At 70.2% G+C, this 12,848-nt stretch carries 11 protein-coding genes; 3 read left to right on the plus strand and 8 right to left on the minus strand.

The window, feature by feature from the left end; genetic code table 11:
- Positions 1 to 337: 337 nt before the first annotated feature.
- From QM517_RS14405 to QM517_RS14435, 7 genes are all read right to left on the minus strand, one after another.
- Positions 338 to 1,078, minus strand: coding sequence for an MBL fold metallo-hydrolase (locus tag QM517_RS14405; RefSeq protein WP_283288315.1), 741 nt, complete (start codon positions 1,076 to 1,078; stop codon positions 338 to 340).
- Positions 1,078 to 1,434, minus strand: coding sequence for a VOC family protein (locus tag QM517_RS14410; protein ID WP_283288317.1), 357 nt, complete (start codon positions 1,432 to 1,434; stop codon positions 1,078 to 1,080). Before QM517_RS14410 ends, QM517_RS14405 begins: the two co-directional genes overlap by 1 nt.
- Before the next feature lie 21 nt (positions 1,435 to 1,455).
- Entirely contained in the window at positions 1,456 to 3,681 is a 2,226-nt protein-coding gene (gene yicI, locus QM517_RS14415) for an alpha-xylosidase (protein WP_283288319.1), read from the minus strand.
- A gap of 58 nt (positions 3,682 to 3,739) precedes the next feature.
- A complete protein-coding gene (locus QM517_RS14420) occupies positions 3,740 to 4,627 on the minus strand; it encodes a carbohydrate ABC transporter permease (protein ID WP_283288321.1) in 888 nt (295 codons plus the stop codon).
- Positions 4,624 to 5,589: a carbohydrate ABC transporter permease gene (locus tag QM517_RS14425; RefSeq protein ID WP_283288324.1), complete on the minus strand. Its 966-nt coding sequence runs from the start codon at positions 5,587 to 5,589 to the stop codon at positions 4,624 to 4,626. Before QM517_RS14425 ends, QM517_RS14420 begins: the two co-directional genes overlap by 4 nt.
- Positions 5,589 to 6,911, minus strand: a complete 1,323-nt coding sequence (locus QM517_RS14430; RefSeq protein ID WP_283288327.1) for an ABC transporter substrate-binding protein — start codon at positions 6,909 to 6,911, stop codon at positions 5,589 to 5,591. Before QM517_RS14430 ends, QM517_RS14425 begins: the two co-directional genes overlap by 1 nt.
- 115 nt (positions 6,912 to 7,026) lie before the next feature.
- Entirely contained in the window at positions 7,027 to 8,043 is a 1,017-nt protein-coding gene (locus tag QM517_RS14435) for a LacI family DNA-binding transcriptional regulator (RefSeq protein ID WP_283288329.1), read from the minus strand.
- A 208-nt stretch (positions 8,044 to 8,251) separates the two neighbouring features.
- Here QM517_RS14435 and QM517_RS14440 point away from each other — a divergent pair, with 208 nt between their 5' ends.
- From QM517_RS14440 to QM517_RS14450, 3 genes are read left to right on the plus strand one after another with little or no spacing between them, the layout of a single operon-like run.
- Positions 8,252 to 10,093 (plus strand): AMP-dependent synthetase/ligase, encoded by a 1,842-nt coding sequence (locus QM517_RS14440; protein ID WP_283288331.1) that lies wholly within the window; start codon positions 8,252 to 8,254, stop codon positions 10,091 to 10,093.
- Positions 10,090 to 11,025: a DUF1295 domain-containing protein gene (locus QM517_RS14445; RefSeq protein ID WP_283288333.1), complete on the plus strand. Its 936-nt coding sequence runs from the start codon at positions 10,090 to 10,092 to the stop codon at positions 11,023 to 11,025. The genes QM517_RS14440 and QM517_RS14445 overlap by 4 nt, the downstream gene beginning before the upstream one ends.
- Positions 11,026 to 11,044: 19 nt before the next feature.
- Complete coding sequence (locus QM517_RS14450; protein ID WP_283288335.1) at positions 11,045 to 11,659, plus strand: hypothetical protein; 615 nt, start codon at positions 11,045 to 11,047, stop codon at positions 11,657 to 11,659.
- A gap of 22 nt (positions 11,660 to 11,681) precedes the next feature.
- Here the strand turns inward: QM517_RS14450 and QM517_RS14455 are convergent, their stop codons facing one another.
- Positions 11,682 to 12,839 carry a GTPase family protein gene (locus QM517_RS14455; protein WP_283288338.1) on the minus strand — a complete coding sequence of 386 codons (1,158 nt, stop codon included), beginning with the start codon at positions 12,837 to 12,839 and terminating at the stop codon, positions 11,682 to 11,684.
- Between the last annotated feature and the right edge of the window lie 9 nt (positions 12,840 to 12,848).

Consider the following 12,848-nt stretch of genomic DNA (forward strand, 5'->3'; position numbering starts at 1 on the left):
CGTCTACACCGACCACCCCCTCCCCTACACACCAGCGGTCTGATTCCTCCCCGACGACCCCACGCCCACGGCGCCACCACCCCACCCCGACCATGACCGCGAACCGGCCCCGTTCTGAACCCGAGGTCAGGGGCCTTGGCGCGGGTGCGCGGCCCCACGGGTGCCGGCGCGTGCCGGATGCCAGCGCGTCCCGGGTGCCGGCGCCCACGGAGGCGGCCCCGCGGGCGCCGTGCCGGCGCGTCCCGGGGGCGGGCCCCCGCGGGTGCCGGTGCGTCCCGGATGCGCGGCCCCACGAGTGCCGGCGCGCCCCGGCAGCAGACGGGACGCCCGCGCCTCCCTACGCCAGCAGGTCCCGCAGGTGCGTGTACTCGTCCTCCATGCCCGGGTTCGCCCGCCGCGGATCGTCCGACTCGCCGGTCCGTCGCACGTCGGCGAGGTACCGACAGTCGGCCTCCCACCGTGCGAACGCGTCCGTGCCGACGGCGCCGTGCCCCGGGATCACCACCCGAGCAGCCCGCGCATACGGCTCCAGCACCTCGAGCGCCCGTTCGTACGCGGGCACGTCGTCCGGCCAGAACGGCAACGGCAGCTCGACATCGCTCAGCATGTCGCCGGCGACGAGCACCCGCGGCCCGGGCAACCACACCGCCGTGTGCCCCGGCGCGTGTCCGTCGTGCACGACGAGGTCGACCTCGAACGTCGGGGAGCCGGCATCCACCCGTCCCATCAACTCGACCAGCTCGGCCGGGAACTCCGCACCGAGCGCGGCGACCAACGCGTTCCGCTCGACGGCCGCGAGCTCGGCCGTCCGCGCCGACGCCCACCGCGGCACGTCACCGAACCCCGGATGCCACAGCAGGTGATCGTGATGCGCATGGGTCGCGAACCCTTCGGCGACGACCAGCCCGAGCTCCCGCAGCGCCGCGGCGAGCGCGTCGAGTTCGTCCGGCATCCACGCCGGATCGATCAGCAGGGCACGACCGCCCTCGACGACCACCGTCGACGTCGTCTGCATGACCCGACTCGTGGCGACGAACACCCCGGGCGCGACCTCGCGGAGGCGGTGTGAGGACGACATCACGCGGCCGCGTCGATCACGCAGAAGCGATTGCCCTCGGGGTCCTGCAGGATCACGTAGTCCGCGTCGGCGGGCCTGCCGTCCCACTCCACCTCGGTCGCACCGAGCCCCACGAGTCGACGCACCTCCGCGGCCCGGTCGTCGGCGTAGAGGTCGAGGTGGATCCGCGGCGGAAGGACCCGCTCCGAACGCTGCGCGTCGAGCGAGACGTTCGGCCCGGCGCCATCGGCCGCTCGCAGCAGCGCGAAGTCGTCGTCGATCGGCTCCCGCACGGTGTATCCGAGGGCCGCCGACCAGAACCGGATCTGGGCGTGCAGATCATCGACCCGGATGACGATCGACCCGATCACGAGCATGCCGTCAGCGTACGCCGGGGCCTACTCCGTCACCTCCGCGCGATCCACGCGGAACGTCTCCGTCCGACCGTCGGGAGCCGTCACCGTCACCTCGGCCGCGCCCGATCCCCCCGGGAACACGCGCAGCGTGAGCCCGTCGAGATAGTCGTAGTCGGGGCGGTCATCTCGCGCACCCCACGGCAGCACCGCACCGGGCCGCACGTACAGCGGCAGCGAATCGAAGCCGTGCGTCTCACGGCGCCACCCTCCGCCCGTGACCCGCTCCCCGGAGAGAAGGTGCGTCCACTCCCCCGCGGGCAGGTAGAACGTGACATCCCCGGATGCCGAGAACACCGGCGCCACGAGAACATCCGACCCGAGCATGTACTGGCGGTCGAGGTGCAGCGTCGTGGGATCGTCGGGGAACTCCAGCGCCATCGGCCGCATCACCGGAACGCCCGTGGAAGCAGCCGAACGCGCCGCCGCGTACAGGTAGGGCATCAGGCGCAGCTTGAGGCGGGAGAACTGGCGCGTCACGTCGACCGCTTCTTCGTCGAACGCCCACGGCACCCGATACGAGTCCGACCCGTGGAAGCGGCTGTGCGACGACAGCATCCCGTACGCGATCCAACGCTTGAACACGGCCGGGTCGGGAGTCCCCTCGAAGCCGCCGATGTCGTGGCTCCAGAACGAGAACCCGCTCCACGCGAGCGACAAACCTCCGCGCAGCGTCTCCGCCATCGACGCGAACGTCGAGGAGTTGTCGCCGCCCCAGTGCACGGGCATCGTCTGCCCGCCCGCCGTCGCCGACCGCGCGAAGAGCACCGCCTCGCCGACGCCGCGCTCCTCGACGAGCACCTCGTGCACGGCCTGGTTGTACAGCTGCGCGTACAGGTTGTGCATGCGCTCGGGATCCGTGCCGTCGAAGTACACGACGTCGGTGGGGATCCGCTCGCCGAAGTCGGTCTTGAAGCAGTCCACCCCCTGCGCGATGAGGCGCCGCAGGTACGACTGGTACCAGCGCACGGCATCCGGGTTGGTGAAATCGACGAGCGCCATGCCCGGCACCCACAGGTCCCACTGCCACGGCGTGCCGTCCGGGCGCCGCACGAAGTAGCCGTTCGCGACCCCCTCGGCGAACAGCGGCGAACGCTGCGCGATGTACGGGTTGATCCACACCGATACGCGGAGGCCCCGGTCGTGGAGGCGTCGGAGCATGGCATCCGGATCCGGGAACACCCGCTCGTCCCACGTGAAGTCGGTCCAGTTGAATTCGCGCATCCAGAAGCAGTCGAAGTGGAACACCGACAGAGGCAGGTCGCGCTCGGCCATGCCGTCGATGAACGAGTTCACGGTCGCTTCGTCGTAGTCGGTCGTGAACGACGTCGTGAGCCACGTGCCGAACGACCACGCCGGCACGACCGGCGGCCTCCCGGTGAGGGCCGTGTACCGCTCGAGCACGTCCTTCGGGGTGGGTCCGGCGATGACGAAGTACTCCAGCGCCTCACCCGAGACGGAGAACTGCACGCGCTCGACGTTCTCGGACCCGATCTCGAACGACACGTGTCCGGGGTCGTTCACGAGCACGCCGTAGCCGCCCGACGAGACGTAGAACGGCACGCTCTTGTACGCCTGCTCGCTCGAGGTGCCGCCGTCGGCGTTCCAGATGTCGACCGTCTGGCCGTTCTTCACGACGGGTCCGAAGCGTTCGCCGAGGCCGTAGACCGCCTCGCCGACGCCGAGGTCGAGCTGCTCGTGCAGGTAGTGCCGCGCCGAGGGCACGCCCGTGTCGGCCCCCGTGTTCGAGATCACGCCGGTCTCGACGTCCGCCCCCTCGGCGAGACTCACGCGCCCCAGGGAGCGGTGGCCACTGCCCGTGACCCGCGTCCCGTCGACCTCGAACGACAGGTCCCACGGCGCCCCCGGTGTCACGCGCGCGGTCAGTCGACCCGCGGTGAGCGTGCCAGCCGCGACGTCGACGGCGCCGCCGCCCACGACCGCCCCTGGCAGCGCGAACCCGACGGGCCGCCGCGCCCCGTCGTGGTGGACGATCCGCACTCGCACGACACCGTCGAGCGGCGACGACAGCGTCACGGTGAGGACGCTGCGGTTGAGCACGTCGCCGCGCTTGGCGATGACCTTCGTCGGCGCGTGCACGACCAGCCCCGGCCCGTCGGGGGTGTCGGCGGACTCGATGTCGTACGCCTCGGCGGCGTAGTCGACGGTGACGCCCGGCCGCATGAGCCAGAAACCATCGGTGAACTTCATTGCGTGACTGCTCCTGCCGTGATGCCGCGAGTCGGCGTAGACGAAATGGGGAAGACCCTCACTTCACGGCCCCCGCCGTGATGCCACGCGTAAGCGTGCGCTGGAAGATCAAGAAGAAGATGAGCGTCGGGATGATGCCGAGCAGAGCCGAAGCGCTGATCGTGGTGACATCCATCAGTCGGTCGCCCTGCAGGACGCTGATGGCCACGGGCACGGTCTGGTTGTCATTGGATGCCAGGAACGTCAGGGGGATCAGGAACTCGTTCCACGTCCAGATGAAGAAGAAGATGACGAGCACCGACAGCGTGGGCCGGCTGATCGGGAAGACGACGCGCCAGAGGATCTGCCACCGGCTCGCGCCGTCGATCGCGGCGGCCTCGAGGATCTCGCGGGGGAACGTGCCATAGACCGACGACAGCAGGTACGTGCCGAAGGCCGCCTGGACCACCGTGAACACGATGATCACCGACAGCAGATTGTCGTACAGACCGACGGATTTGAACATGTAGTACAGCGGGTAGAGCAGCGCTTCCTGCGGGAGGAGGTTCGCCAGCAGGAACAGCAGCACGATCCCCGTGCGACCGCGCACCCGCCCGATGCCGATCGCGAAGGCGTTCAGCATCGAGATGAGCACGGCGAGCACCGCGACGATGCCCGAGATGAGGACCGAGTTGCCGACCTTCCTGGGGAAGTCGACCCGGTTCCAGAAGTCGATGATCCCGCCGAAGTCGAGCTGCTGCGGCAGGGCGAGCGGCCCCGACGTGGCGTAGTCGACCGGCGACTTGAACGAGTTCACGAGCACGAGGTAGAACGGCGCGAGCACGAGCAGCGCCCCGACGACGACGAGCGCGAGCAGCAGCCAGTCGACGGGTCGCCGACGGCTCATGCCGCCGCGGGGTCCGCGACGTGGGGCGCGCCCGGTGGTGATGACGGCGGTGGCGGTCACAGTCCGGCCCTTTCCTTGCGTTCGAGCGAGGTCTGCACGCGGATGAACACGATCGACACGATGACGACGAGGATCGTCAGCACCGTCGCGATGGTCGCGCCGTAGCCGACGTTCCGCTTCGTGAAGAACTCGAGGTAGGCGTAGTACGCCGGGACGATGGTGGAACCGGCGGGCCCGCCCTGGGTGATGACGTAGACCGGGCCGAACACCTTCAGCGCCGCGATCGTGCACGTCAGGGTGACGACGAAGATCTCGGGGCGGATGATGCTGATCGTGATCGCGGTGAACCGCTGGAACCAGTTCGCCCCGTCGAGCTCGGCGGCCTCGTACAGTTCGGGGTCGACCCGCTGCAGCGCGGCCATGAACACCACGACCGGGTAGCCGATCTGCACCCAGACCAGCACGACCATGAGCACGATGAGCGCGGACGGCATCTGCCCGAGCCAGTCGTACGACGGGATGCCGAGGCTGCCCAGGATCTGGTTGAGGGCACCGGTGTCGCCGGGCCGGACGATCCAGCCGATGACGATGCCGGCCACGGCGATGGGGAGGATCTGCGGCAGGTAGTACGTCGCGCGGAGGAAGCTGCCGACCTTGCCGCCGAACTTCCGGCCGACGACGTCGAACAGCAGCGCCGCCACGGCGAGACCGATCACGGTGGGGACGACGACCATCGCGAGGACCATCCACACCGAGTTGGTGAAGGAGGTCCAGAAGTCCTCGTCGCCGACCAGCTTCACCCAGTTGTCGAGGCCGATGAACTCGGGGTCGCCGACGCCGCGCCACTTGGTGAACGTGAGCAGCACGTTCCACAGGAGCGGCACGATGACGATCACCAGCAGCAGCACGAAGCCGGGCAGCAGGTACATCCAGTAGCCGGCGGTGCCGCCGCTGCGTTGGGGGATGGCCGGCTGCTCGGGCGGGAGTGCCACCCGAGCAGCCGGACGGGAGAGGAGAGCCATCAGCGGAAGTCCGCCGTGCCTTCGTCGTACTTCTTCCCGAGGTTGGCGTTCGTCGTCGCCGCGTCCTGCGAGCCGGTCACCAGGCCCTGCAGCTCCTGCACGAGCACGTCGTAGAAGCCGGGCGCGGGCCAGTCGGGGTAGAACGACAGACCGTCCTCGTCGAGGATGCCGTTGAACGTGTCGATGAGCTCCTTGCTCTTGGCATCCGTGATGTCGGCGGTGTCCGCCGCGACGGGCACGCCGCCGTTGTTGCCGATGATCGCCTGGATCTCGGGGCTCATCGTGATGTCGATGAACTGGTAGGCGAGGTCCTTCTGCTTCGAGCGCTCCGGCACCACCCAGAGGTTGCCCGAGGAGCCGAGCGACAGCTTCGAGCCCGGGAAGGCCGCGAGCGACCAGTCGAACGTCGCGTCGGAGGCGAAGCGGCCGTACCACCACGAGCCCGAGACGAAGATCGGCGAGGTGCCGTTGATGAAGGAGACTCCGGCATCCTCGGCCTTGACCGACGAGACGTCCTTCGCGATGTAGCCCTTGTCGACGTAGTCCTTCAGGGTGTCGGAGGCGTAGGTGACCTCCGACCCCGTCCAGTCGACGGGGTTCTTGTACAGCTGGTAGTCGTCGACCCACGAGCGGTCGGCCTTAGTCAGCGCGAGCTGGTACCAGAGCTGTCCGAGCGGGTATTCGGCGCCGGCCTCGGCGAGGGGCGTGATGCCCTTCGCGACGAACGCGTCGAGCACCTTCACGAACTCGTCGTAGGTCTTCGGCACCTCCAGGCCGGCGGCCTTGAAGGCGTCGAGGTTGTAGTAGACGCCGACGAACTCGCCGTAGTTCGGCACGCCGTACCAGGTGTCGCCGCCCATGACGCCGTCGGCGGTGTACTTCGCGGTGGTCTGCAGCGACGGGGCGAGCTTGGCATCCCACCCGTACTGCGTGACGGCGTCGCTGATGTCGGCGATGAGCCCGGTGCTCGCGAGGAAACCCGCGGTGGCGTTGCCCTTATTGAACTCGAGCAGGTCGGGGGCCGCGTCGGTGTCGAGCACCTGGCTGGCGGTCTTCTGGATCTGCTCGAAGGACTTCTCCTCGACCTTCACCGTGGCGCCGGTCTGCTCCTCGAAGATCGGGATGGCGGCGTTCCAGGCCTTGGCCATCGCGCTGTCGGCGCCTTCGTAGTGCCAGAGCGTGAGGGTCTTGCCGGCGCCGTCGGTCGATCCGGCGTCACCGCCTCCTCCGCTGCAGGCGGAGAGGGTGAGGGCGGCGACGGCGATCGAGCCGACGGCCGCGAGGGCTCGGGTCGCGCGTCGTTGTGCGTTCGTGCGTGCCATCGTTGGCACTCCTTTCACTGTGATCCGCTGGGTTGGTGGGTGTCCGCTAGCGGGGGCGGATGCGTCGAAGCGCTTCGATAATGGGCGAACGACGCAGGCTGTGGAGATGGGAGGGTCAGTCGGAGGGAGCCGCGGCGACGGAGCCGCGCTCGAGATAGGTCGGTGGGATGAGATGGAGACCGGATGCCACGGGGCGTCCGGCGATCAGCTCGATGGCGAGGTCGACCGCGAGCTCGCACGAGCTCTGCGGCACCAGCGGGATCGAGTCGACCGGGGTGGGCTGCGTGTCGGTGTCGAAGCTGCTGCCGACCGACACGATCGAGACGTCGCCCGGCATGCTCTTGCCGAGCGCGGCGAGTTCGACGAGCACGACCTGCAGCACCTCTTCCGGGGCGTGCAGCACGATCCCGGTCACGCCGGCCGCGATGAACTCGCGCACCGACTCGCGCACGTGGGCGCGATCGGTGACGACCTCGCCGGATGCCACGGCCCGGGCGTGCCCGCCGCGTTCGGCCGCGCGCGCCACGACGGCAGCGCGCACGCGGGGCGGGAAGTTCGACTTCTCGTACGCGCGGCGCGATCCGCCGATGAGGCCGATCTCGCGGTGCCCCGCGTCGGCGAGCCGGTCGACGGCCTCGACGGCCGCGCGCTCGAAGTCGAGGTCGACGCACACGAGGTCGTCGTGGTCGTTCGGGATGCCGACGAACAGCGTCGGCGTCACGCTGGCGCGGGCGATCGCGACGCGCGGGTCGTCGGGGGCGACGTCCAGCACGAGGATGGCATCCACGAGTCCGCTCGCCGCGACCCGCTTCATGCCGGCCGACGCGTCTTCGTCGGTGAGCAGGAGCATGTCGTACTCCTTGCGGCGGGCGGCGACGGTCATGGCGTGCATGAACGCCATGTGGCTGGGCGCGTGGCTGTCGGCCCGCAGCGGCTCGGACAGCGCGAAGATGTGCGTCTGGCTGCCGGCGAGCATGCGGGCACCGGCGTTGGGGCTGTACCCGAGCTCGTGCACCGCGGCCTGGATGCGGCGTCGCGTCTCCGCCGAGACCGGACGCTTGCCGCTCAGCGCGTAGGAGACGGTGCTGATCGACACGCCCGCCGCGCGGGCGACTTCGTCGATGCCTGCCATAGCGACTCCCTCGTAGCTGTCTAAGCGCTTCCGGGAAGCGCTTCGACGGCAAAGCTAAACCACGTCCGGCCGAAGCGCAAGAGGTAAGTTGGGGAACGCAACAAAATCCGGACGGCCCGGGGCTCCGAAGACATCAGATGGTGGCGCACCCTGCCCACCGCGGGCCCGTCCGCGAGGCGGCCCGCACCACCCGACGCGGGAGCGAGAGATGCGCGAGTCGCACACGCGGGCATTGGCGTCGCTCGACGCCTACGCGAACGTCACTGATCTGCTGGTCCGTCGTGCCGCCGAGGCGCCCGATCACGCCGCCTTCGAGGTCCCTCCGGCCGCGAGCCCGAACGACCCGGACGGCACCGGAGCGTGGGTTCCCGTGTCGACCGCGACCTTCCTCGACGAGGTGCGCACCCTCGCGAAGGGCCTCATCGCCATCGGCCTCGGGCCCGGCGACGCCGTCGCGATCATGGCGCCCACGCGGTACGAGTGGGCGGTGGCCGACCTGGCGACGTGGTTCGCCGGCGGGGTCGTCGTTCCGGTCTACGACTCTTCGTCACCGAGCCAGGTGGCGGCCATCGTCGCCGACGCGCGGATCCGCGTGGGCATCGGGGGCACCGCGACGCACGTCGACCTGCTGACCTCGGCGCTGGCATCCGCGGACGGCGCCATCGGGGTCTGGGGGATGGACGATCTCGACGCGCTCCGCACGCACGGCATCGCGGTCGCCGACGACGAGCTCGAGCACCGGCGCACGCGCGCGGGACACGACGATCCCGCCACGATCGTCTACACGTCGGGCACCACAGGCGAGCCGAAGGGCGCGGTGCTGACCCACGCGAACTTCCTCGGCCAGGTCCTGAACATCGCCGCGGCCTACCGCGAGGTGGTGCACTCCGGGGGCAACACGATCATCTTCCTCCCGCTCGCGCACGTCCTCGCGCGGGGCCTCCAGCTCATCTGCATCGCCAGCGGCATGCGCATCGCGCACCTGTCCGACGCCGCCGCCGTGGTTCCCACGCTCGCGACCCTGCGTCCCACGTTCCTGGTCGTCGTCCCGCGGGTCCTGCAGAAGATCCAGGCGGCCGCGGGCGACAAGGCCGCCGCGAAGGGCCTGTCGGGCGTGTGGGCCCGGGCGCGTGCGACGGCCATCGCCGAGGGGCGCCTCGCCGAGCTGCGGGATGCCGGCACTCCCCGCCGCGCCCCGCTCGGTCATCGGGTGCGCCACGGAGTCTTCGACGCCCTGTTCTACCGTCGCCTCCGCGCCGTCATGGGCGGCCGCGTCGACTACATGCTCTCGGGCGGCGCGACCCTCGACGGCGAGCTGTCGCTGTTCTTCCGCGGACTGGGGGTTCCGGTCATCGAGGGCTACGGCCTCACCGAGACCACGGCGCCGTTGACCGGCAACCTGCCCGGGCGCATCGCCTCCGGCACGGTCGGGCTGCCGTTGCCGGGGTCGACGGTGCGCATCAGCGACGAGGGCGAGGTGCTCGCGAAGGGCGCGGGCGTGTTCGCGGGGTACCGCGACCCGCGGCACGACGGGGACGCGTTCGTCGACGGCTTCTTCCGCACCGGCGACCTCGGCCGCCTCGACGACGCCGGAAGGCTCGTGCTCGAGGGGCGCCTGAAAGACGTCATCGTCACCTCGAACGGCAAGACCGTCGTGCCCGCGCGCTGGGAGTCCGCGGTCGAATCCGACCCGCTCGTGCAGCACGCGGTCATGGTCGGCGAGGGCAAGCCGTATCTCAGCGCCCTCCTGATCCTGGATGCCGAGCAGGCGGCCGCGTGGGCGGCATCCACCGGTCTGCCTCTCGATGTCCGCACCCCGACAGACCTGCGCGCCGTGGACGAGCCACGGTTGCACGCGCACCTGCAGCGCACCGTCGACGCCGCGAACGCGCTCGTCGCCCGCAGCGAGCAGGTGCGCCGCTTCGAGCTCGTCGTCGCCGACCTCGACGACCGCGAACTCGTCACCCCCACCATGAAGATCAAGCGTCGCGTGGTGGTGCATCGCGCCACCGAGACGATCGCGTCGCTGTACCGAGGAGTCCCGTCATGACCGCCCCCGTTCCCCCCTCCACCGGCTCGCGCGCGACGCAGAACCGTTCGGCGCTGATCGCCGTGATCATGGCGGTGCTCATCGGCGCGGGGCTGGCCGTCGCCGGAAGCTTCTCGGGAGCGCGGGTGGCCGGCATCCCGGTGTTCGCCCTCACGGTGGCGGCGGCGTTCGTCATCCAGTTCCTCGTCTTCATCCCCTCGGCGCTCCGCCGCACCGAGCGCTTCTTCGACCTCACCGGCAGCCTCACGTTCATCGCGGTGTCGGTCGCGGTCGCCTTCCTCGCCCCCGGTCAGGACGCCCGCGGGTGGATCCTCGCGGCGATGGTGATCGTGTGGGCGGCACGCCTGGGCTCGTTCCTGTTCGCCCGCGTGCACCGTTCGGGGTCGGACGGCCGGTTCGACGAGATCAAGACAAAGCCACTGCGCTTCCTGCAGGTGTGGGCGATCCAGGGTCTGTGGGTGTCGCTCACCGCGTCGGCCGCGTGGATCGCCATGAGCGCGGATGCCGGAGACCGCGCGCCCCTCGACGGTTTCGCGATCGCGGGGATCGTCGTGTGGATCGTCGGCATGGTGTTCGAGATCGTCGCCGACATGCAGAAGCAGGCGTTCCGCGCCGACCCGGCGAACAAGGGCGAGTTCATCCGCACGGGCCTGTGGTCGCGCTCGCGGCACCCCAACTACTTCGGCGAGATCCTCGTGTGGGTCGGCGTGTTCCTCGTGGCCGTGCCGGTGCTGCAGGGCTGGCAGTGGGTGGCGGTGCTGTCGCCGCTGTTCGTGATCCTGCTGCTCACCCGGGTCAGCGGCATCCCGCTCCTGGAGAAGCGCGCCGACGAGAAGTGGGGCGACCGCGCCGACTACCGCGCGTACCGCGACCGGACGCCCGTGCTGGTGCCGGCGTTGACGGCGCGCGCGGGCGTCGAGGTGCCGCGGTAGCGCCTGGCAGACTGCCGGGATGAGCCGCCACACGATCCTGCTCGGCGTCGAGGGAGTGCTGCTCGTCGAGATCGACTCTCCCGCCCGCGACTACGCGGCGATGAGGGAGGGTCGCGAGTACGCGCCGCTCCCGGTTCCCGGCGACGGCGCCGTGACCCCCGACGGCCGGTTCTTCTTCCGCCTGCCCATCATCGACGGCATCCGCGAGCTGGCCGCCGCGGGCGCCGACATCGTCTGGTACACCCGCCGCCTCACGAATCCCGACGCCCTCCGCGCCCTGGCGGAGCACCTCGGTCTCGCGGATGCCGTTCGATTCCCGGATGCCGCCGAACTCCCGGCCACCCCCACCGACGACCGCATCGACACGGGTCCGAACGTGCTGTGGGAGCACTGGAAGGTGCAGGCGCTGATCCAGCGCGCCCGCGATCTGCCCCCGGGCGACGAGGTCGTGGTCGTCGACTCGACGCTCGACTTCACCGCCCACCGGATGCCCGACGGACTCGCCCGCCGATCGGGGCGGAAGGATGCCGACGGCATCGGCGGCGTGAAGACGGTCGACGTCGTGGGCCTCGACGAACCCCGCCTGGCCGCGCTGCGCGCGTGGGTCGCGGGCGGGCCGGTGCCGCGGGTCTAGCGCGCGGTCACTCGGCCGGGCGCTACTTCCGCCCCACCCGCCGCTCGACGAGCTTCCGCGCGACGTCCATGAAGCTCGGTGCGTACTTCGCCCACTCCTGGTCGAGCTTGCGCACGTCGATCTTGCCGGTGTGCAGCAGCTCGCAGATCTTGAGCCAGCTCTCGCCCGTCGCCGCCGTCAGCGCCGCCGCCACCGCCGCGTTCACGACGATCCCCGCGCCGGGGATGAGCTTCAGGAAGCTCGTCGCGAGCGCACGCCCGGCCACCTGCACGCCGAACTGCGCGAGCGCTCCGGCCGAGAGCATCGTCTTGACCTCGAGGTCGTAGATGGCGGCGATGCGCCCCATCATCGTCAGCTGGATCGGCGCCAGCGTGACAGCATCCGAGACAGGAAGCGGAACGGACGCCGCGCCCGCGGCCGCTGCGGACGCCGCGGCGATGATCGGCCGCGCCATCTCCCTCTTCCACGGGAGGTTGAGTCGCTGTGCGATGCGAAAGGCGTCCTTGTCGCGGTCGGGGGCGAGTGCGAGGGTCTCCGTGACAAGGTCACCGAGGCCGTGCCCCTTCCCCTTCCCGTGGCGGTCGCGGGTGGAGGTGAGGATGACCCGTCGGTACGGGATGCGAAGCCGCTCGCCCGTCGCCGGGTCGACGGGGTCGTTGAGCCAGTCGACGAACGCCTGCAGGTCTTTCGCGACGCCCTGGTGCCCGGTGATCGGGTTCTTGATCCAGTCGACCTTGGTCAGCACGAGGATCACCGGCAGCCCCCGCGCATCGAGCTCGCGGATCATGGCGATGTCGGCCGGGGTGAGCCGGTCGTCGGCGGCCCGCACGCAGTACCAGACGACGGAGATCTGGTGATCGCCGGGGTGGGCCGCGATGGCATCCAGGTGGTTGCGCAGTTGCTGATCCGGCGCGACGGGCGAGCCGATCTCGAACCCCTCCACGTCCCAGATGCCGAGCGAGTCGTCGCTGTAGAAGTGCACGCCCCGCGTGACCGGCAACCCGCGCCCGACCTTCGCCCAGTCGCGCCCGAACACCGCGTTGACGAGCGACGACTTCCCCACGCCTGACGCGCCGACGATCGCGAGGTTGAACCGGCCGTAGCGCGACTTCGCCTCGGACGTCGCCTCGACGAAAGCCTTCTCGTCGAGCTGCCGCGCGTCGGTGTTCTTCTTCGCCATGGTCCCGCC

The sequence above is a fragment of the Microbacterium sp. IEGM 1404 genome, from assembly GCF_030056775.1.
Lineage (GTDB): Bacteria > Actinomycetota > Actinomycetes > Actinomycetales > Microbacteriaceae > Microbacterium.